This is a genomic window from Anaerostipes hadrus ATCC 29173 = JCM 17467 (assembly GCF_030296915.1).
GTDB lineage: Bacteria > Bacillota > Clostridia > Lachnospirales > Lachnospiraceae > Anaerostipes > Anaerostipes hadrus.
In genome coordinates, this window is record NZ_AP028031.1 from 2,115,001 (window position 1) to 2,137,544 (window position 22,544).

Sequence of the window (22,544 nt, forward strand, 5' to 3'; positions counted from 1 at the left end):
TTTCTGACCTTATCTGTCAAGAACTTTTTAACTTTTCTTTCAGATCTGATCTCTATTGTTCTGATCGTTCTCCGTCAGCAACTTTTATAGATTATCACATCTGATCACTTGTGTCAAGAAGTTTTTTTATTCTTTTCAGAAGCCAGATCAGCTCCGATGTTATATTTTCCTGCCACTCTTTCAGCGACGTTGACTATCTTACCACAGCTGTATACAGTATGTCAACAGCTTTTTTATGTTTTTTCGACAATTATTTTTGCCATCCATATATTGTGTTTTTCTTTATCAAAGCTACAATATATGGATGGCATTTTTCATTTTATAATAGATACGTTATATTTATGGTTCCCGAAATTTAAATACGCACTGTATTTTTCCTTCATGATATCTAAAAATCCTGCCTTCTAAAATATTTTCTTCATAGAATGGTTTCATTACCCAGAATCTGTCTTTTCCTGATTTTAAATAGAAGTTTGTCATCAGCTCATATTTTTTCTTTTTTGCATACTGCTTCATATCCTTTGAAAATTTTGCTATCTTTGGATAATTATTTTCGGATACGCCTTCCTTCTTCTTCAAATTTTCCAGATGATTTCCCTTTCGGTATGTTACCTCATCTTTCTTTAAATCAATGACTATACTCTTAAGTTCTTTATCATCTTTAGCATTGATTGTTTGATCTTTTGAATTATATCTGCATTCATTATAAATCAGATATTTTTCTCCATCTTTGGATGGATAAAACATTGTTGATTCTTCATTATAATAATAATTCATTCCATATGGATGCAAATCTATGATCTTATTGATCTTATATGTATGATTCTTCTTGTTCTCATTCAGCACAAGAAAGTAATTACCTATCACAGCTGTGATTTTCTGATCAGCAACTTGTATGATATCCAAGTCGTTCAATTCTTCCTCTTTTAGATTCTCGTAAAAATCCTCGTAGCTCATCGTCTCTAGTTTCTCTGTTTTTACAACCTTTGCATCATTTGTATTCGTCTTCTGCTTTGGCTTTGTTGTCTGATCCTTCTGACATCCTGCAAGTACGATGATCAGAAGTAACACTGTCATAGATAAAAATTTCTTCATAGTTAACTTTCCTTTCCTATCCTGCCTTTATTGTTTTAACCTACCATATTTTCATTATATCATTTCTATATTTATCCATCAACTTTTTTTACTTTTCGTTCATAAAATTTTCCTATAAAACAAAAATGCAGTTCTGCATTTCCTACATACAAAACTGCATTTCTTCTATAATAAAATTTATTACAGATATTCTTCCAGCTGATCGATCGAATTTTCATCCGTTGACCAGCTTGTTGCAAATCTCACAACCGTATGGTTATCATCGTATTTCTCCCAGAAACCAAATTCTACATTCTCGCTCAGTTCTTTCATCTTCTCATTCTCAAGGATGATAAACTGCTGATTCGTTGGAGACTCTAAGAAGAATGTATATCCTTTCTTATGGAAGACTTCTTTTAATTTCTCTGCCATCTCAATCGCATGTTTACTGATTTCAAAATAAAGATTGTCTGTAAACAGGGTATCAAACTGGATTCCCAGCAATCTTCCTTTAGCTAATAATGCGCCTCTTTGCTTGATCTGTGTCACAAAATGTTTTGGTGTATTATGATGTGGAAATACGACTGCTTCTCCACATAATGCTCCTACTTTGGTTCCCCCAATATAAAATACATCACATAGTTCTGCAATTTCTTCTGGTCTCAGATTATTTTCTTTACTTTCAATTCCGTAACCTAATCTCGCCCCATCAATGAATAATGGAATTCCATAGTTTCTGCAGACATTTGAGATCTCTGTTAGTTCCTGTTTCGAATACAATGTTCCATATTCTGTAGGAAATGAGATATAAACCATTCCAGGATATACCATATGTTCGTGATTATCGTCTGAATAAAAATCTTCGATACATTTCTTAATATCTTCTGCTGCTAATTTTCCGTCCTTTTCTTCTAATTCGATCACTTTATGTCCACTATATTCAATCGCTCCTGCTTCATGAACACTGACATGTCCTGTTTTTGCTGCGATCACGCCTTCGTAAGGAGCAAGCATTGTGCTGATGATCACCTGATTTGTCTGTGTGCCTCCGACTAAGAAAAAGACTTCTCCATCTGGACATTGAAATGCCTGTTTGATCTTTTCTTTTGCCTGCGCACAATATTGGTCCGTTCCATATCCGCTTAAGTTTTCCATGTTTGTTTCTAGTAATCTTTGCATAATTACCGGGTGTGCCCCTGCGATATAGTCACTTGCAAATGAAATCATATTATTGTCCTCCATTTTTCTTTCTGATATCTATTTTAGCACAAATTTTTTGCAACGAAAAACTATAACATTATTTTCTATCTCACAAGCTTCGTTCATAGTTCATTTAATCCTGTTCTTTCATATATTGAAATACCTTTTTATCATTCTTTGATTTTTTATACCAGCCAATACCTATCATTATAATTCCAACAATAATGACTGTAGTTCTTATTTATGAAGATGTGTTTGGTGATGATTTTGGTGAAGAAGGTTTTTATATTTTCTAAAACCATGATCATCTGTTTGCTCTGCCCACTTTTATGTGGGCTATTTTTCTTTTGGAAAGGAGCCAAAGGCGAACTTTCCTATAAAGTGACAAAAACACCCTGCATTGCTGCAAGGTGCTAATGATTATAAACTATTCTTCAATTTAATAATTCTTTCTTCAATTTCACGAATCACTTTAATAAAATCCACATCATCTTTTCCTGTAGGGTCATCTAGTCCCCAGTTATCATCAAAAGTTCTGCCGATAAAAGGACATCCAACATTACATCCCATTGAAATTGCGATGTCTACGTCTGGGATATCTGTAATTAACTTACTGTATTGACCATTTGTTTCCATATCAATTCCATAGAGTTTTTTCATTATACGAACAGCATCCTGATTGATTTGTGGCTTTGTTTCTGTCCCGGCAGAATAGCTTTCAAACACATCAGATGCTAGATGTTTTCCAAGTGCCTCGGCAATCTGACTTCTACAGGAATTGTGAACACAGATAAATGCTACCTTTTTTCTTCCATCTATCATTTCTTAAACCATCCTCTTGTACTATTGGCCACCTTTACAAGCGCAAGCATAACAGGAACTTCTGTTAATACACCTACTGTTGTTGCAAGTGCAGCCGGACTCGTTGTACCAAATAATGCAATAGCTACGGCTACAGCTAACTCAAAGAAGTTTGATGCCCCTATCATTCCTGCCGGTGCTGCTATGTCATGTGACATTCCAAATATCTTTGACGCTGAATAAGCAATAAAGAAAATAAGAACAGTCTGAACCGTGAGCGGCACTGCTATCAACACTATGTGCAAAGGATTTGATAAGATAACTTCTGTTTGTGATGCAAATATTAAAACCAAAGTAAGAAGCAAACCAACTGTAGTTGCGTTATCAAACTTATGAACAAAAGTGGTTTCAAAATACTCTATTCCTTTATTTTTAACTACAACTATTCTTGTTAATACACCCCCAACAAGTGGAATCACCACAAACAGAATCACACTGAAAAACAATGTTCCGTAGGGTACTGATACATTTGATACTCCAAGCAAAAACTTTACAATTGGCACAAATGCAATCAGTATGATTAAATCGTTTGTTGCTACCTGTACCACAGTATAAGCAGGATTTCCTTTTGTAAGAGTACTCCATACAAATACCATTGCTGTACATGGTGCTGCTCCAAGAAGCACTGCTCCTGCAAGATACTGAGTAGCAAGTTCTGGTGCAATAAATCCTTTAAATACTATAAACAAGAACAATGTTGCAATTCCATACATGGTAAATGGTTTTATTAGCCAATTTGTAATCCATGTAATGAAAAGCCCTTTTGGATTCTTTCCAACTTGTTTAATACTCTGAAAATCAACTTTAAGCATCATTGGATAAATCATAATCCAGATAAGTATTGCAATCGGAATAGAAATCCCAGATATTTCAAGATTACCGAGTGCGTTAGGTATGGCCGGTAATAACTTACCAATGATTACTCCGACTACCATACATATAAATACCCAGATTGTAAGATACTTTTGGAAAAAATTAATCCCTTCACTCTTTTTCTTTGCCATTAAAATCCCAACTTTCCAAACAGCTTAATTACTTCAGCGCTCTTTAATACTTTCCCCATTGAAGCAACTGTTTCATTCACAACAATGGCAGGCATACTCATAACACCGTAAGCCATAACCTTTTCCATATCTGTGATATATTCTACTTCAATTCCTAACCCTAGTTCTTCAATGGCCTTTTTAACATTTTCATACTGATCATGACAGCTTTTACACCCAGCACCAAGCACCTTAATGCTTGTAACCTTATTATCTCCACCACAACAGTTTTCTACTTGTTGACCGCCACAGCAACATGATGATGCTTCATAAGTAGCTACTTCTCCATTGCAAGCACAAGCTGGCTCTACCTTAACTTCTTCTTTTTTCTTTCCTAATCCAAATAATGACATGATCTTTTCCTCCTCCTGTTAAATAAGTAAATATTGAAATGCATTAAATGCATAACCAACAATAATAATTCCTACGATACAGATTCCAATGAACAGACCTAAGAGTTTTGGTTTGATTGCCTTTTTCAGCATAATCATGGATGGAAGAGACAGTGTGGTTACTCCCATCATAAATGACAACACAACGCCCAATCTTGCACCTTTAGCAAGCAGTGCTTCTGCAATAGGAATACATCCAAAGATATCTGCATACATTGGAACCCCCACAATTGTGGCAATAATGACACCAAATGGATTACCAGTACCAAGAAATCTCACTATAATATCTTCCGGTATCCAGTTATGAATAAAGGCTCCTATTCCAACACCAACAAGAATATATGGGAAGACTTTTTTTAATGTTTCAACAACCTGCTCCCACGCATATTTTATTCTGTCTTTAACCGTTAGTTCTTCCTGTAGAATATCGATTTGCTTTGCATTTCTTATAAATTCTTCTACCTGATTTTCAAGGTGAAGTTTTTCGATAACTGTTCCTAGTAATGCCGCTAAGACGTTTGCGCCAATTCCATGAAATGTTCCAAGTATCCGCTTAGTTCTTTCTGGCGGAAAGAAACTCTGAATATAACTAATGACAAAAATCAGCACACAAAGCAAGAAAACAATTTTTATCACATCATAGATAAAAACTGAACACTGCCTCCAATCTTCCCGGATGTATCAAGACCAATAGCGTATAAGAACTTACCAATCAATGAACTAAGCCATTTCATTCCTAAAATTTGATCTTGTATGAATATCCAAATTGTACTCAAAAATTGCATATTTAACCTCCTGATAGTTTTATAGATTTACATATATCAATGTATGCGTTTAAGAGAAAGGCAATCTTACCTGATTGCCTAATGTATATATTATTCGCACTTATCGCAGCTGCATCCACCATCTGAATCAGTGGTTTCAAGATAATGAGAAAACATATCCTTAAAACGTTTTTTCCCTTCCTCTGAAATTGAGTAGTGCATCCATCGCCCATCTTTTCTCGAATCGACAAGTCCACAGTCGCAAAGCAATTTCATATGATGAGAAAGAGTTGATTGGGTAATGGATAACTCTTCAAGTATAACGCAGGCACATTTTTCTCCATGATGCAAACATTCCAAAATACGAAGTCTGTTTTCATCTGCCAAGGCCTTAATCATACGAACATCTTCTTTATAACTCATAGTATCCACTCCTTCCTGCAAAACTACACTTATTCTATCATATACATTCACACTTATCAATATATAGAACTGTAAATTTTCTATAAAAGACAAAAATACCCTGCATTACTGCAAGGTGTCCGTATCATATTCCATATTCAATTATCTCTTAAGTTCAATACTCATCAGCTATTGGTATGAGTAATACAACATTGGACATACTAAGACCACGTTCCCATTTGATAACTGTTTTATCTGATACATATATCCACATCCTGCACACATATTATAATGAGAGTATGCATAAATCAATCGACCAGTGTAACTGATTTTGAATATATTCTTGTATCTTCTTTGCATTTTCCCTACAGTATCTACGTAATACACCACTTTACAACTTTTTTCATAAAAAAATATCGTACAGAACTTTCTGATGTATAATGAGTTTGACAAAAAAACATTACAGAGGAAAGTGATTCTGTACGATAAAAACATTATACAACGAAAAAACTCTGATTGGTAGACTTCGCCAATATTTTTTGATTTATTTTGAAACTTTTTCTGTACCTACAGCGGATTCTCTTTTTCTACTGATATTGTCAATACTTGCATTGGAATCCGCACATTCCATTCGCTTTTTGTATCACTATTTTTTATCTGGCATTACAAAAAGATCATTGAATGTTTTTTATTATGCCTGTTCCTATGCAAAGGTTGATTATTCAAACTTTATGAATATTACAGCCCGTACTGCTTTAAAGCTGATACTGATCCATTGAAAACACATCCGGTTTTTCTATGTGTTGATGATACCATGGTATCCAAGTTTGGCAAAAAATTTGAAAATGTTTCAAAACTGTTTGATCATGCTGCACAAAATGGTTCCAACTATCTCAATGGACACTGTTTTGTAAGTATCATGCTATGCGTGCCTGTTTTGGATCATGATAAGATATCTTACCTGTCTGTTCCTCTTGGCTATCGTATGTGGCAGAAAAAAGAATCTAAACTGGAACTGGCAGCTTCCATGATCCGTCAGGTCATGCCTGAATTCCTCAGCAAAGAACATGTCATTATTCTCTGTGACAGCTGGTATACAAAGAAAAATCTGGTCTCTATTATTGATGAATATCCAAACCTTGATCTCATTGGCAATGCAAGGATTGATTCTGTCATGTATGATCTCGCTCCTGCACGGACTGGGCGCAGAGGACGTCCTGCCAAGCACGGAAAACGGCTTTGCGTTGAAACAGATTTTACTTTTTCCAAGGAAAAGATCGGTGATTATTATACTGGTGTCCGCCGGGTTTTCACAAAGATCTTTGGCGACCGGGAAGTTCTTGCTTATGTCACGGATACTGAAAAAGGAAACGGCACAAAACGTCTGTTTTTCAGCACAATCTTTTCAGAAGATCTGAAGGTATTTTGTACGGAGGAGGAACACTCATCTTCTGACCAGACAGATCATGATCCAGTAAACTATATTCCGCTGTTACTATATGCCTTTCGATGGAAGATCGAAATCGGCTACTATGACCAGAAAACGTTCTGGTCTTTTTGCGACTATATGGTACGGAGTCGCAAGGGAATAGAAATGCTGGTAAACCTGATTAATATCAGTTACTGTGCTATGAAGATCCTGCCTTATCAGGATAAATATTTTTCTAAATACCGTACAAAAAGTGTACAGGAGTTTCGTTTTGAATTAAATCAGGAAATCCGTAAACAGATATTTTTTGCCACTTTCGTGAAAAATATCGAAACACATATAAAATCAGAGACTATGATAAAGGCTTTAAAACAGTTGATTTGTCAACAAGTCTGTCATTTATAACGTTGTAAACTAGTGTTTTTTATACAAAAAACCACTTATTTCTAAGTGGTTTCAGACTGTAGACAAACTAGGTGCTGGGATCATCCCAGCACCATTTTTTCCTTTAAAGTTAAATTGTATCCAAAAATTTCTTAGAAATCTTCGCTTTTGTCCATTTAGCAATCCGTTCTTACCAAGAAATCTTGCCAGTTTTTTTAGATTCATACATGCAAAAGTAAGCCCGGCTTTCATCTCCATCCGTGCTTTTCCTATGTATTGTGTATATCGAAATCCATGGTGTTCTTTTGCTGTTCCAAAGATTCTTTCTATCGTTTCTTTTCGTTTCTGATAGATTGCTTTATTCCCTCTTACATGTCGGATATCTTCTGCTTTTTCTATATATTTTTCCCAAACATGACGTGTTATCACTTTTACATGATTCTTGCTTTCTGTACATTTGGATATCTGTGGACATTTTTCACATTGATATCCACAGCTTTTATATTCTCTGTATCCATCCCTGTTTGTTGTACTGTATCTTAGAATCTGATTTTCTGGACAGATGTAACAATCATAGTATTCATCATAAACATATTCATATTTCTTAAAAAATCCCTCTTTTGTCATAGGTCGTTTATATGGAAACAATGGTTCAATCCTATCTTTCAGAAGTTGTCTGGCAATCGCTGGTGTCTTGTATCCTGCATCTGCCACGATCATTTCTGGTTCAAAACTTTTCACCTTTTCATAGATTGTTTGAAATGTTCGGCTGTCATGTTCATTTCCAGGATGAACACTATATCCAAGGACCCATCCGTGTTCATCACATGCCGTTTCTACTGCATATGCAAAAACATGTTTATGTTCTCCTTTGCGAAACCATCCGCTTTCTGGATCTGTAATACTGCTCTTTTTGGTTTTTATATCGTCTGGTATCTGTTCAAGCTCATTATGTTGATCATTCCCAGATGTGGGAGGTGTTGGCGGATTCTTCTTATTTTTATCTTTTAGAGGTTTTTTCCCATGTGCCTGTCGGTCTTCATTGATCTCTTTTTGTAATTCATCTTCATACCAGAGTGCCTGTTCATGAGCAACTCTTTTTCGCATTTTTTTACTGTTGGCACATGCTTTTACATGAGTTGCATCAACAAAGATCTCGTCCGTATTGATCAACTTATACTTCATACATTCTTCCAGAATCTTTGAAAATATCTGTTCAAAAAGATCCGTGTCTTTAAATCGGCGGGAATAGTTCTTTCCAAACGTTGAAAAATGCGGTACAGGATCCAGCATATCCAGACCAAGAAACCAACGGTAGGCAACATTTACTTCAATCTCTCGGATCGTCTGACGCATACTTTTGATTCCATAAAGATATTGAATAAATGGAATTTTAACGAGCATAACAGGATCCATACTTGGACGACCATTGTTTTGACAATATTTATCTTCTACAAGATCGTAAATAAAGTTCCAGTTGATTGCTTTATCAATCAATCTTAGCATATGATCCTGCGGAACCATGGAATCCATTGAGAACATCATCATCTGTTCTCGTTTCTTGTCTGCATTTTTCGTCATCATAAAAAACACCGCCTTTCTGATAATTTTATTATACCAGAAAAACAGTGCTCATAGTAAAAGTCCCGGCAAATACCGGGACTTTGTCTACAGTCTGAAACCACTTATTTCTAAGTGGTTTCTCAGGTTGAACAATATATTCAGCTGATGTGTCCATGGACTGTAGCTGTAATTATATACATGTAGTATCATTCCAACATATCAATGACAATTATTTAACCTATATCTTAACATTTCTTTTATATTTGCTTGCATTTTCGGTAATCTTGCAAATTTTTTATTGTTATAAATTTCATTTGATACTGTTGTGCCAATTTTGATAATTCCTCCGTTCTCATCATTGTTCCATCTTCTCTCATAATCTCACAACACAATCCACATTCTTTTAAACCTGCCAATCTACATAAATCTACCGTTGCCTCGGTATGTCCGTTTCTTTCTAATACTCCATTTTTCTTTGCTTTTAATGGAAACATATGTCCTGGTCTTCGGAAATCTTCTGGTTTTGCATCTTCCTTAACACATGCAAGAGCTGTAATCGAACGTTCTACCGCTGAAATTCCTGTCGTTGTTGTAATATGATCAATGGATACTGTAAATGCTGTTTCGTGATTGTCTGTATTATTTTCTACCATCTGTGGCAGTTTTAGTTTTTCTACATATTCCTCTGACATTGGCATACAGATCAGTCCTTTTCCATGTGTTGCCATGAAATTAATATTTTCTGTGGTTGCAAATTGTGCTGCACAAATAAAATCTCCCTCGTTTTCTCGATCCTCATCATCTGTTACCAAAATAATCTTCCCTCTTCTTAAATCTTCTAATGCTTCTTTAATTGTATGAAACGTTACCATCTTGTTTCCTCCTAACATTGTTCTAAAGTTTTTGTTGATGATTTCTTTTATTGATTATCCTATACCGCCTCCATTAAAAAATGCCCTGGACAAAACGTTCAAGGCATAATAAAAATATTTGAATTGTTTATATATAAATCAATTGCTCTGGAATAAAAATATCCCAGAGCAATTAATCATAGTTAAAGAAACTTTTTCATGTTTTTTTCTTCTTTCATCCAGACTATACTGTCGGCTTCGGAATTTCACCGAATCATGCCTTACGGCTCGTGGGCTTTACCACCGGTAGGGAATTACACCCTGCCCTGAAGTTTTTTATTTAATTGTATAGTAATTATAATATGTTTATATTTTAATGTCAAGTTTTTAACTAATTAATGCATATTTGTCTTAATGAGTAATTTTTTCCTTATTGCTTGTATCAAGATTTCCCGTTGGTTCATCTGCAAGTATAATCTTTCATGGTTTTAACATCGTTCTTGCAATTGCTATTCTTTGTTGTTCTCCACCACTTAATTCGCAAACCTTATGTCCCAGATATTCCAACTTTCTCTAAAGATTCTTCTAACTCTTTTTCTTTAAAATTCTTTGTTGAATTGCAAAACTAAATTCCAGTCCATTTAAGTCAAAGCCAGAAGTTAGTTTTGCAAACTATCCCCAGAAATTACTATTGCAAATAAAAAATTATGATATATTAATGATTCAGATTAAAAATTTCTTTTAATCTTTTTTCGATTATCTATCGTCTTCATTAAAAATGCCCTGAACAAAATGTTCAAGGCATAATAAAAATATTTGAGTTGTTTATATATAAAAAGACAAAATATGCATATTAAACAAATTTTATCTTTATTATATTGATTTTTTTTGCAACTGCTCTTTATAATCTATGTTGCACTTCTCTCGGTAACACTTCGTGATTTAATGAGTTTACCGACTAAATCTACCGTTGGTCCTAATCAAAAAAGCTTTTTATCCAATCTCTAGTAATCTTAACATTCATATGTGTCCCTACTTTGCTTAACAGATAGTAAATGAATAATCTATATCTTCTTCTGCACTGATACAATATTCATCTTCTACATTGCTGCCCCAACTGTCAATGCCTCCAACACCTCGAACTGCTCCATAAATACAAAGAATCGTTCTTCTTGCTGGTGGCAATTCTTCATGATGCAATGCATTTTCAATTTCAGATGCTGTATAAGGTAAGCATGAAAAAGCAAATGGCTCATCTTTTTTCTCAATACGAAGTGTTTGAGATGAATAATCTGTCCTGCTATTATCGAGACTCGTATGTCTTACAATATCTACCCATTCTGTATCCATTCTCATACCACATTCCTGTGGAACAAGATATGGTGTTAGGCTCAAATCAGAAACTTCATAGACTCCTTCTATTGCTCCTGCTTTTCTATCTGGATAAGTTTCTCCTGATAATCCTTTATATAAATATTTATCTGCCAACGTTGGCATAACAAACCTCATACCAAAGACTGGGAATTCAGGTAATCCTTTAACACCATTATAATGCACATTCACCTGAATTTTTCCTGTAATATCTACCGTATATGTTACAACAACCGTTGTAGAAGGAGTATTGATTGTTTCATAAGTATATTGAACCCTGATCTCATCAGCTGAAACATCTCCTTCATAACTATTATTATCTGGTGCATATATTTTTTGTACTTCACCATCCATAAAAACCTGAACATCTTTACAATCGATAAACATATCGGCTGAAAGCCAGCTTCCACTCTTAATATGAAATTTACTTCCTCGATCATTATCTGTCAAGGCTCTCCAAAAAGTAGGCTTTGGACAGCGATATAACCATTCATATCCATTTTTTACTATAGATTCTAATCCACCTTGTGCATAAGAAAATATATAATTAAATTCTTTACCATGTACACCAAGTGTATAATCACCATATACAACTCTTAATTTACTTTTATCTGTATAAGCCATAGTAATACCTCACTTCCTGCATTGCTGGTTTTTCTTTTCGATCAGCAAATACGATTCCATTTCCTGAGAATTCGTAGTCTGATGGCCTGTCATCAAAGTCTCCTCCATAGCGTAGAACTTCTTTTCCTGTTACATGATCTTTTACTAAAATTGCTTGATCAATAAAATCCCATATGAATCCACCCTGATACATTTCAAATTCATCAATCAGTTTAATATAAGAATCAAATCCTCCTAAGGAGTTTCCCATATCATGCATATACTCGCAAAGAAGATATGGCTTCTTCGGATGGTTGCTCAGATATTCCCTTATCTCATAAGGCTTTGCATACATACGACTTTCTACATCAGATATGGTATCCTCATACTGTCTTGTATAGAAGGAGCCTTCATAATGAACTAGTCTTCCATCCTGTCTCTCCTTAAAGTAAGTATTCATAGCCTTAATATCATCACCTGCATAGGATTCATTTCCAAGTGACCAGAAAAGAATAGATGTATGATTCTTAAACGTCTCATAATTTGTTCTGGCTCTATCTACTACAACCTCTCTCCACTGTGAAATGGATCCTGGGATATTGACTGACGGCTCAACCGCACCAAGCTTCTGCCATGAGCCATGACTCTCTAAGTTTGTCTCCGCCATCACATAGATTCCAGCATCATCACACATGTAATACCACGGAATTTGATCCGGATAATGGCAGGTTCTTACTGCATTGATGTTGTTTCTTGTCATACAGTTTATATCAGAAACCATATCCTCCAAGCCGATGCATCTTCCGGTTTTTGGATTCCACTCATGTCTGTTAACACCATTGATAATCAGTCGTTCTCCATTTAAAAGCATTACCTTGTTCTTGATTTCAATTCTTCTAAATCCAATTCTGTACGGAACAACTTCTATGATTTCTCCATCTGCTTTTAATAATTCGATGTAAGCCTTGTAAAGATATGGCGTATGATCATCCCACTTTTTAATGTCTTTGATATCGTCTGATATGCTGCCAACAAAGTCTCCATCTTTATCTTCTAATTCAATATTTCTTTCTAAGATAACCTGGTCATCCACATTTTTTAATATAATCCGTGCACACACATCCTGATTTTCTGTAGCAGATACACGAATATTTGTATTTAATGTTCCGCTCACATTATCCTCATTCAGCACCGGATTCAACCACATATCCTCCACATGTGCTTCCGGAAGTGCTCTAAGAGATACATTTCGGAAGATACCGAAGAAGCGGAAGAAATCCTGATCCTCTAAGAATGCTGCACTGCACATCTTGTGAATCTGAACTGCAAGCACATTATCCTTTTCCCTGATATATGGTGTCAGATCAAATTCGGATGGTGTAAAGCTGTCTTCTGCATAGCCTATAAATTCACCGTTCAACCATACATACATCGCCTGCTCCACACCTTCAAAGAACAGTCTAACTCTCTTACCACAAAGCTCCTTATCCAAGTCAAATTTTTTAATATACGAACCAACCGGATTATACTCAGCTTCGCTGAACATTCCTGTTCCATCTCCTGCACTCTCTATACTGTAAGCACCCCTTCTGTAGTTCTTACCTTCCCAAGGATACAGGGTATTGATATAACGAATCTGATCATAACCGGCAAGCTCAATATGACCCGGAACCATAATCTTATCAAAATATGATGTATCATAATCCTCTTTATAAAAATCAGCCGGTCTGCTCATCGCATTTCTGCTAAAACAAAATTTCCACTGTCCATTTAATGATTGTATTAAGTTATGTGAATTGCTGTTCAACGCTTCATAATTTGTGAAATAGTCATGATCGCTATGTGCTGCAATCTGATTCACTCTGAATATTTCCGGATTATCAATCCATCTGATATCTGCGTTCATTTTCATACCTCGCTTTCTAATTTTACATTTAGCCCCAAAAGTAAATATTCACTCTGGAGGCTATTTCTTTATTCCATACTTTCTTTTAACTGTTCGTTTGCACCTTCAATATTCATGAATGAAAGAATGATTGTGATAATCAAATCAAACGCAAATGGTAACCACAAGTACATAACATTCATCATACTGATACAGCTTGCTGACTGAACAGCTACATTATTAACATATCCGCTTGCATCCAGTAACCATCCTGAAAGTGCTACACCAATACCACCACCAAGCTTTGTACCAAAAGATGTACACGAAAACATAGACCCATCAATTCTCTTACCAGTCTTAAGATATGTATGCTCTGAACAGTTTGCGATAACTGCTCCAACATCACCTTGCCAAGGTCCTTCACCAAGAGATGTTAATACGGTAAACACTAACATAAGAGGAATGCTTCCTAAATATCCAGCTACAACAATTCCCAAACGACAGATTGTAGCAAATACATAGCTGTACTTATTAAGCTTGTACATTCCTCTTGCTTTTGCAACCAATGTAGGTGTGATAGCAAGTGCTATAATCAATGGAATATTAATTGCCCACGAGAATACACCGAAGAGTTTCTGATTAAAAAGCACATACGTCATAAAGTAAGTTCCAACGCTAAGCATAGCTGCTCTTAACTGCTGAAGAATATATACAACGCAAATCATGACAAAATATTTATTAGATATAAGTAGCTTAAATGTTTCTGCCAATGTAAGCTTACTGTCTTCTTCCTCTTTTCCATCTCTAAGCTCCGCATCAGAAAGTTCCTTAACCGAAAAGCATGACAATGTATTTGATATGATACCAACGATACAGTATATGATTGCTACAATTCTCCATGCTGCTGCCCCACCGCCAAATGATGCTACAAGTCCAAATGTGATGGACTGAATCAAAAGATTGGTACCAAATGAGAACATAAATCTAAATGAACCCATTTCAACACGCTCTTTCGCATTCTTTGTTACAAGCGATGTCAATGCTGCATAAGCAATATTATTTGCTGTGTAGAATACTGCGTTTAATAATGTGTATGCAATAAAGAACCATGCATACTGTGCAGTCTTGCCCAGACTGGTTGGAATAGCAAATACACCAAACAATGTTACAGCACATCCAAAGAATCCATAAAACATCCATGGTCTGGCTTTTCCCATCTTGCTCTTTGTTCTGTCAATCATAGAACCAAAGAAAATATCTGATACACCATCAAATAATTTCGATACAGCAATTAATGTACCGACAATACCTGCATTTAAGCCTATGGTGTCTGTCAAATAAATCATTACAAAAGATGTCAGAAATGCATATACAACATTTCCTGCAATATCGCCTGATCCATAACCCACTTTGTTATACCATTTTAGGTATTTCCTCTCTTCCATGTAAAAATTTCTCCTTTCATTTACCATAATGTTTTCTCAATTTCTTTATACATAGTATATATATAATTATTGTCAAAGACCATTTCATAAATTATTCAAAACATACACAAAACAACACTATCAACAAAAAAATGTATATATTTTTTTGTTTTTTATTATTTTTAACATACACTTTTTTGAACTTTCATTGAAATTCTATCAAATTTACATAAATATAGAGATATTTTTTATCATTTCAAATTAAAATAGACAGTATAGTTGTAAAATGGTAAAATTATATAGTAAATATAAGTGAATTTTTGCATCGATCTTTCATATTTTCGATTCATTCTATATGTAAGGAGCTATAATGTATACAAATAATGCATATCTAAACAATTCAACCATTGACCGAAAAGACAAATCCAAACCTCTTGTCATAACTATGTGTGGAACTTATAAATTATATACACGTCCCAAACTCCCCACATGGCGACCTCGTGGTAGACTAGATTTTCAATTACTCTATATTGCTGCTGGAAAAGCACATTTTCATTTTGATAACAATGATGAAGAAACTATTGTTCATGCTGGTCATATGGTTCTATATCGTCCAAAAGAACCACAAAAATACGAATATTACGCAAAAGATCAAACTGAAGTTTACTGGGTTCACTTTACTGGAAACAATGTCACGAACCTGCTTCGTTCTTATGGACTTACTAATAAAAAAGTTTTTCACTGTGGATCCGGTGCAGAATATCAAAATCTGTTTTGTTCTATGATAAAAGAATTGCAAATGTGCCAAGATGGTTATGAAGAAATGCTTGAAATATATTTACGACAGATTTTTATCAGACTTCAGCGACATTTTAAATCATCTCTCAATTCTGATAATTCACATGCTTTCGAAGAAATAGATAACGCAATCTCTTACTTTTGTGAACATTATAATGAACCAATTAATATTGATGATTATGCCAAAGAAAATCATTTTAGTACTAGTTGGTTTATCCGTAATTTTAAATTATACACTGGGATTACACCAAAACAGTATATTCTAAAAAAAAGAATATATAATGCAGAGGCATTACTTCAAAATACACAATATAATATCAATGAAATCGCACAGATTATTGGTTATGACAATCCTCTGTATTTTAGCCGTGTTTTTCAAAAGACAAAAGGAATATCGCCTTCTGAGTATCGCAAAAACATATCACAACGTGTATTCAATTCTTCTTTATAAATTTTGTATAAAAAAATAGAGATACTTTGTAATTAAAGTATCCCTATAATTTATCATCTGTCCGATGATTTACTTTCACTTATTTTCTTAAAACTAAAATGCTTCACAAACCGCTTAAATTCAAGGATTTTTAGATATTGTCCTTTTGTAGCAACACCATACTCTCGATATGAACCGTATTCGGGAACTGATCTACCGCTGTAGCTCGCTTAACTTTATATCCTGCTGCCTCAAACACCTCCAGATCTCTCGCAAGACTTGTCGGTTTGCAACTGATATATACCATCTGTTCAACCCCGAAATCAATAATCTTCTGAATCGCTTTTGGATGGATTCCATCTCTAGGAGGGTCAAGTACGATAAAGTCTGGCTTATCTTCTAATTCATCCACAACCTTTAATACATCTCCTGCAATAAATTCACAATTATCCAATCCATTTAATTCTGCGTTGACTTTCGCTGCCTCTACCGCTTCCTCAACGATCTCGACTCCAACAACTTTCTTAGCAACTGGTGCTAACATCTGCGCGATCGTTCCAGTTCCACTATACAGATCAAAGATCACTTTATCTTTTGTCTCCCCAACAAAATCTCTGGCAGTCTTATAAAGTACCTCTGCCCCTAATGTGTTTGTCTGGAAGAATGAAAATGGTGAAATCTTGAATTTTAATCCTAAAATTTCCTCATAGAAATAATCCTGTCCATATAAAATATCTATTTTGTCTGCCTGTACCACATCTGCAAGGCTGTCGTTTGTTGTATGAAGAATCCCAATGATCTTTCCACTCAATGGTAATTCTAATAATGCATCTCGAAGTTTGGTAAGATCTGCTTCTACCTGCGATGTCGTTACAATATTTACCAAAATATCTCCAGAACTTTCTGCTCTTCTTACAACTAAATGTCTGAAATATCCTTCATGACGCATCTTATGATAGAATGGCAGCTCCATCTGTTGTGCGATATTTAATGCACATTTTACGATCAGATTGTAATCATTGTCTACAATCTGGCAGTCTGTGATGTTTACAATATCATGGAATGTGTTCTTTTTGTGCATTCCCAATGCTAATGGACCGTCTTTTACCTCATCCCCAAAAGAGAATTCCATTTTATTGCGATACCCATGCACTTTGGGACTTCCTTTAATTTCTTCCCATATATCATCATTGACATAATCTTTTAACAGATCACGTACCATTCCCTCTTTGATCTTTAACTGGTTTTCATAAGATACCGTCTGATAAAAACATCCACCGCATATTCCAAAGTGTGGACAGACTGGTTTTGCATCTTCTAATGGAGATTTCTCTAATACATCTAACAATCTTACCACACAGCCACTTTTTCTCTTCTTGGTAACCTGCCCTTTAATCGTCTGCCCATCAATGACACCTTTGACTGTAACTTTCTGATCTTCGCAGATAAATGTTCCCTTATTTGGGAACTCTGTCTTTATGATCTTTCCTTCAATGATATCTTTTTTCTTCATTGTCATCCCTTTCTTATCTTATCAAATCAAACCTATCGCAGAAAAAAGATGGAAATACCACCTACGATACTTCCATCATTCATATTATAGCATTAATTCGTCAAACTGTTCTTTGTAATATCCATGGGCATAATGTGCCTGTCCTTCTTCGTCAATCTCCATAATAAGAAATGTTGGCTTCCTTCCTGGCTGACGAGGATAAGATATACTTCCTGGATTCAAGATCGTTACATCATCCCCAATCTCAATATATGGCACATGAGTATGTCCATACATTACAACATCATATCCATATTCCAAAGCATGTTCTCTTAAATAATCCACACCTGAGTTTACATAATAGCCATGTCCATGAGTCACTAATACTTTATAATCGCCAATTCTCACTTCTTCTTCGCTTGGCAGATCTAAGTAGTAATCATTGTTGCCTGCGACCATAACTACTGGGCAGTCCGCTATTTCTCGTATGTATGAATCTCCACGTTCCACATCTCCGCAATGGATCATCATATCGATGTCGCCTACCTGTTTTAAAACTCCCTCGATATCATCATTGCGTCCATGGGAATCACTGATCACCAATATCCTCATAAACTTTCTCCTTGTTTTATTTACAAAACTTCTCGTATACGTCTCAGTGCTTCGCCTCTGTGACTGATCGCATTCTTCTCATCACTGCTCAGTTCGGCACTATACTTCCCATATTGTGGTAAATAGAAGATCGGATCATATCCAAATCCATTCTCTCCTTTGATCTCATATCCTATAATCCCTTCCATAGTACCACGAATCACCTTCGTTTGTCCATCTGGAAATGCAGCTGCGACCGCACAAACGAATCTTGCACTTCTCTTCTCTTCTGGTACATCTTTTAATCTTTCAAGGATCACACTGTTTTTCTTCACATAAGAAGTATCTTCTCCAAGATATCTGGAAGAATAGATTCCAGGTTCTCCATTTAGTGCATCAATTTCTAATCCTGAATCATCTGCAAGTGTTAACTGTCCTGTGATTTCCATCACCGCTTTTGCTTTGATCAACGCATTTTCTTCAAATGTTTTTCCATCTTCTACGATGTCAATGTCTACTCCTGCTTCTTTCATAGAAATGATCTCGTATTTGGATTCATCAAGGATCTCTCTGATCTCTTTCATCTTATGTTCGTTGCCCGTGGCAAAGATTAATCTCTGTTTCATTATTTTCTCCTTCTTGGCGGTTTCGGTCCAAGGTACTGGTAAAACTCTCCTCGGATCATTCCATTGTAAACTTTACGTTTCTTTGTTGGTTTTCCAAGATATTTTTCTGTATCCTCATAAGAAGTGATGACATACTTAGACCATGTATCCAAGCGGTCAAATGCTTCTTTCATCTCTGTATATAGCTGTGGGAGAGTCTCCTGATCTTCCAGTCGTTCTCCATATGGAGGGTTAGCAATGATAAATCCATATGGCTTTGGATGTCGTAAATCTTTGACCTCTCTTTGCTGAAAATGAATCAAGTGATCAACTTCTGCATCCTGAGCATTCTGTCTTGCGATCTTTAACATTCTTGGATCTTTGTCATATCCCTGAAGATCCATCTCTATATCATGATTGACCAGATCATTTGCCTCATCAATGGTATCATACCATGCTTTCTTTGGCAGGAAATTGCTCCAATGTTCAGATTCAAAAGAACGGTTCATTCCTGGTGCCATATTCATCCCCATCATTGCCGCTTCGATCAAAAATGTTCCACTTCCGCAGAATGGATCGACTAAGATTCGATCCTTATGCCATGGTGTGAGCATAAGAAGAGCTGCTGCCAGTGTCTCACGGATCGGTGCTTCACTGACCAACTTACGGTATCCTCTCTTATGAAGCGGTATACCTGTTGTATCTAAACTAATCGTCACCTGATCCTTTAAAATAAATACGCGGACCGGATAATCATCTCCATCTTCATTAAACCATGATACTTTGTATTTAGACTTCATACGATCAACCATAGCCTTCTTGACAATTGACTGGATATCCGGTGCGCTAAACAATTTACTCTTCGCTGTTGATGCCTTCTTTACCCAGAAACGTCCATTCTCTGGAATATAATCTTCCCATGGAAGTTTCTTTGTTCCTTCAAACAGATCATCAAATGTATATGCTTTAAAAGAACCTATTTTTAATAAGATTCTTTCTGCTGTTCTTAAAAATATATTCGCACGGGCAATCCCATCTAAATCTGTACGAAATGTTATTCGCCCGTCTTCTACTTTAACAATTTCATATCCTAAGTCCAGGATCTCTCTTTTTAATACTGCTTCCAGCCCAAAATGGCATGGTGCAATCAGTTCAACTGTCTTCACTCAATTCTCCTTTGTATTTTTATTCTGTTCCTATTCTACCGTTTTCCTTATTTTTCGTCAACTGTCAACTTTTGTAACATGCTAAGCCTCTGACTTATTTTGTTCTTTTTCTTTCATATAATAATAGACACCACCGATGATATTATAAACTTCAAATCCATCTTTCCTCAAGTGTCTGGCTGCCATCATACTCTGTCCGCCGAAATCACAATACACAATGATCTTTTTCCCATCCATCTGTTCATAACACTCTTTTAAGATTCCATAGGGACAGCTGATCGCATTTTCTAAATGCCCTTCTTTGTACCGTTCTTCCTCTCTGACATCCATCAAAATATAATGCTTTTTATCTTTTGAAAGCTTGATCCCTTCTTTTAATGATATATTTTCAAATTCCATAAAAGTCCTCTTTTTGTTAGCATATGCACATCACAGACTCTTGGAACTAACAAGTATTTTCTATAGAAAAGAGGAATCCTTATGCCGATTTCACAAGGATTCCTCTCTTCTAATTAGTACTCATCATTTGCATTTTTGTTGCTGTTTGTTGAACTATTCTGACTTTTGTTTTTATTCTGGTTCTTTGATCTGTTAGATCCTCCGCTATTGCTTGTATTGGAAGACTGATTTTTGTTACTTGAATTCGAACAATTCTTTGCCATGTTCATTCTCCTTTCTTTTTAGTACAGCATTATTTTGTGCGAAATCTCTTTCATATATACACAAAAAAAATTATTTTACTTTTATTTTACTTTTTTTAAAAAAATCACTTGATTTTTTTCAACCAATCATATATCATGAACTTATCGAGGATATGTTTATTTTCGATTATAACCCCTTATTAATTTATTTATACTCCCCTCAAAAAGAGCAGATTTCTCTATCTGCTCTTTTTACTATTTATCTTTAATGTTTTTGAAAATGTACAAATGATTTTATTGACATTTTCTATAGTATGTGTATAATTAAGATTGTTCAAGAACAAAGGCGTTCCGATCATAGGATTGGAGCGCCTTTTTTTGTATATCAATGGTAATTCCTTGGGTCTTCTCCATCGATATACGAAATTCTTTCTTAAGACTTTATACATAACCGCGTACTAGTTTTTGACAAGTTTTTGGCATCTTGCAGACAAGAGTAACGGACACATCATTGACTTGAACACAGACTTGCTATGTTGACTAGAATGAGACTAACAATGACGACTAGAATGAGACTGACAATGGCGACTAGAACGAGACTAGAATGAGACGAATCATAATGACTAGTTTTGAAACTTAAAAGTAAGACCCAGCACAATACCCAAACTACATATGACATTAGAGAAGCCTCGGACAAATGTCCGAGGCCTTTCTCTTTGTATACATTTTTAGATCAATTCCGATTGTTTTACAGCATTTCGTCTGGTTTCTGACGGTCTTCCGGACGCATAAATCCTGCGAGTAAAAGTTGATAACTTCCAAAATAAGAAATAAACATCCACGCCATTCCTGTAAATATCGCAGAACCGGCAGTAACACCAATCGTTTCCACCAGCTCAAATATAACTCTGGCATAAATAGACAGCTTAAAGATCTTTCCAAAGGATACATCTTCTCGATTCTTACGGTCCATTCTTGTTCTCTGATTAAAATATGTGAGCATTGTAATAAAAATACAGACTGTTAAATAAGAAATAATATTTGCGATCCATTGTGTAAAGAACATGATCACGATAAAAATACGGATCATCGGCACCATAGATAGCATTGCCTGATTATTGAATTCAACATTCTTCATATTCTTAAATGAAAAAGTATTCATCATGTTTCCAACAGCTGTATTCTTTACCACCATCTCATTCTTAGCAAATACCAGTTCCATCTGATACTTATTGCTTAAATCTTCAGTTGATACTTTATCCTTGGATGTATCTGCCACAAAATGTACACCGCCGATCTCAAAATCCATCTCCTGATCAACAGATAATGTTCCATCTTTTAATTCAAATGCAGGCAGTCTGTTTAAAATAAAATTCTTCCATCCACCAACACTGACTGTAAATCCTGCAACATCCATTCCATATCCGAGAATCGTTGTGATCAATGTGATCGCTGCAAGAAATAAAATAACTTTCCCTTTTGCAAGATTAAGAAGTCTTTTGTACTGGCTTGGTTTTAAGCAGGCGATCTTAAACTGCTCAAACCAGCTGATTTTCTCTGATTTGTCCATAAATG

Annotated in this window: 19 protein-coding genes, 2 pseudogenes and 1 riboswitch; of the genes and pseudogenes, 2 read left to right on the plus strand and 19 right to left on the minus strand. The window is 35.4% G+C overall.

Annotation, left to right across the window (positions count from 1 at the left end):
• Window positions 1–339: 339 nt before the first annotated feature.
• The 7 genes and pseudogenes from QUE18_RS10150 to QUE18_RS10180 form a co-directional block, all read right to left on the minus strand.
• Window positions 340–1,095 (minus strand): hypothetical protein, encoded by a 756-nt coding sequence (locus QUE18_RS10150; protein WP_009203828.1) that lies wholly within the window; start codon window positions 1,093–1,095, stop codon window positions 340–342.
• A gap of 180 nt (window positions 1,096–1,275) precedes the next feature.
• On the minus strand, window positions 1,276–2,301 hold the full coding sequence (locus tag QUE18_RS10155; protein WP_040344334.1) for a threonine aldolase family protein: 1,026 nt from the start codon (window positions 2,299–2,301) through the stop codon (window positions 1,276–1,278).
• Window positions 2,302–2,694: 393 nt separating this feature from the next.
• Complete coding sequence (locus QUE18_RS10160) at window positions 2,695–3,096, minus strand: arsenate reductase ArsC (protein WP_008392763.1); 402 nt, start codon at window positions 3,094–3,096, stop codon at window positions 2,695–2,697.
• Complete coding sequence (gene arsB / locus QUE18_RS10165) at window positions 3,093–4,139, minus strand: ACR3 family arsenite efflux transporter (RefSeq protein WP_009203825.1); 1,047 nt, start codon at window positions 4,137–4,139, stop codon at window positions 3,093–3,095. Before arsB ends, QUE18_RS10160 begins: the two co-directional genes overlap by 4 nt.
• Window positions 4,139–4,531, minus strand: coding sequence for a thioredoxin family protein (locus QUE18_RS10170; protein ID WP_009203824.1), 393 nt, complete (start codon window positions 4,529–4,531; stop codon window positions 4,139–4,141). Before QUE18_RS10170 ends, arsB begins: the two co-directional genes overlap by 1 nt.
• 18 nt (window positions 4,532–4,549) lie before the next feature.
• Window positions 4,550–5,355 (minus strand): annotated as a pseudogene (locus QUE18_RS10175) (permease).
• A 90-nt stretch (window positions 5,356–5,445) separates the two neighbouring features.
• Window positions 5,446–5,757 carry an ArsR/SmtB family transcription factor gene (locus QUE18_RS10180; RefSeq protein ID WP_040344333.1) on the minus strand — a complete coding sequence of 104 codons (312 nt, stop codon included), beginning with the start codon at window positions 5,755–5,757 and terminating at the stop codon, window positions 5,446–5,448.
• 754 nt (window positions 5,758–6,511) lie between these two features.
• On the opposite strand from QUE18_RS10180, the gene QUE18_RS10185 reads away from it, so the two are divergent.
• Window positions 6,512–7,570, plus strand: coding sequence for an IS701 family transposase (locus QUE18_RS10185; protein WP_330377885.1), 1,059 nt, complete (start codon window positions 6,512–6,514; stop codon window positions 7,568–7,570).
• A 51-nt stretch (window positions 7,571–7,621) separates the two neighbouring features.
• On the opposite strand, the gene QUE18_RS10190 is transcribed toward QUE18_RS10185, so the two are convergent.
• The 5 genes and pseudogenes from QUE18_RS10190 to QUE18_RS10215 form a co-directional block, all read right to left on the minus strand.
• Window positions 7,622–9,133: an IS1182-like element ISClsp3 family transposase gene (locus QUE18_RS10190; protein WP_055073297.1), complete on the minus strand. Its 1,512-nt coding sequence runs from the start codon at window positions 9,131–9,133 to the stop codon at window positions 7,622–7,624.
• 251 nt (window positions 9,134–9,384) lie between these two features.
• A pseudogene (gene ribB / locus QUE18_RS10195) lies at window positions 9,385–9,984 on the minus strand (3,4-dihydroxy-2-butanone-4-phosphate synthase); the annotation flags it as partial.
• A 202-nt stretch (window positions 9,985–10,186) separates the two neighbouring features.
• Window positions 10,187–10,301: riboswitch (FMN riboswitch) on the minus strand.
• Between the two features lie 703 nt (window positions 10,302–11,004).
• Window positions 11,005–11,958, minus strand: a complete 954-nt coding sequence (locus QUE18_RS10205) for a beta-galactosidase small subunit (protein WP_008392742.1) — start codon at window positions 11,956–11,958, stop codon at window positions 11,005–11,007.
• Complete coding sequence (locus QUE18_RS10210; protein ID WP_040344480.1) at window positions 11,942–13,843, minus strand: glycoside hydrolase family 2 TIM barrel-domain containing protein; 1,902 nt, start codon at window positions 13,841–13,843, stop codon at window positions 11,942–11,944. The genes QUE18_RS10205 and QUE18_RS10210 overlap by 17 nt, the downstream gene beginning before the upstream one ends.
• A gap of 68 nt (window positions 13,844–13,911) precedes the next feature.
• Window positions 13,912–15,267 carry an MFS transporter gene (locus QUE18_RS10215; RefSeq protein ID WP_009265762.1) on the minus strand — a complete coding sequence of 452 codons (1,356 nt, stop codon included), beginning with the start codon at window positions 15,265–15,267 and terminating at the stop codon, window positions 13,912–13,914.
• 349 nt (window positions 15,268–15,616) lie between these two features.
• On the opposite strand from QUE18_RS10215, the gene QUE18_RS10220 reads away from it, so the two are divergent.
• Window positions 15,617–16,495, plus strand: coding sequence for a helix-turn-helix transcriptional regulator (locus QUE18_RS10220; protein WP_009204307.1), 879 nt, complete (start codon window positions 15,617–15,619; stop codon window positions 16,493–16,495).
• Window positions 16,496–16,625: 130 nt separating this feature from the next.
• Here QUE18_RS10220 and rlmD read toward each other — a convergent pair whose 3' ends face one another.
• From rlmD to QUE18_RS10255, 7 genes are all read right to left on the minus strand, one after another.
• Window positions 16,626–17,987, minus strand: coding sequence for a 23S rRNA (uracil(1939)-C(5))-methyltransferase RlmD (gene rlmD, locus QUE18_RS10225; protein ID WP_040344469.1), 1,362 nt, complete (start codon window positions 17,985–17,987; stop codon window positions 16,626–16,628).
• A gap of 84 nt (window positions 17,988–18,071) precedes the next feature.
• On the minus strand, window positions 18,072–18,578 hold the full coding sequence (locus tag QUE18_RS10230) for a metallophosphoesterase (RefSeq protein WP_008392693.1): 507 nt from the start codon (window positions 18,576–18,578) through the stop codon (window positions 18,072–18,074).
• 20 nt (window positions 18,579–18,598) lie between these two features.
• Window positions 18,599–19,183, minus strand: a complete 585-nt coding sequence (locus QUE18_RS10235; protein ID WP_009204309.1) for an XTP/dITP diphosphatase — start codon at window positions 19,181–19,183, stop codon at window positions 18,599–18,601.
• Window positions 19,183–20,328: a THUMP domain-containing class I SAM-dependent RNA methyltransferase gene (locus QUE18_RS10240; RefSeq protein WP_009204310.1), complete on the minus strand. Its 1,146-nt coding sequence runs from the start codon at window positions 20,326–20,328 to the stop codon at window positions 19,183–19,185. The genes QUE18_RS10235 and QUE18_RS10240 overlap by 1 nt, the downstream gene beginning before the upstream one ends.
• 81 nt (window positions 20,329–20,409) lie before the next feature.
• Entirely contained in the window at window positions 20,410–20,727 is a 318-nt protein-coding gene (locus QUE18_RS10245; protein ID WP_009204311.1) for a rhodanese-like domain-containing protein, read from the minus strand.
• A 113-nt stretch (window positions 20,728–20,840) separates the two neighbouring features.
• A complete protein-coding gene (locus QUE18_RS10250) occupies window positions 20,841–20,990 on the minus strand; it encodes a hypothetical protein (protein ID WP_009204312.1) in 150 nt (49 codons plus the stop codon).
• Between the two features lie 727 nt (window positions 20,991–21,717).
• On the minus strand, window positions 21,718–22,539 hold the full coding sequence (locus QUE18_RS10255; protein WP_009204314.1) for a DUF1189 domain-containing protein: 822 nt from the start codon (window positions 22,537–22,539) through the stop codon (window positions 21,718–21,720).
• Window positions 22,540–22,544: the final 5 nt, after the last annotated feature.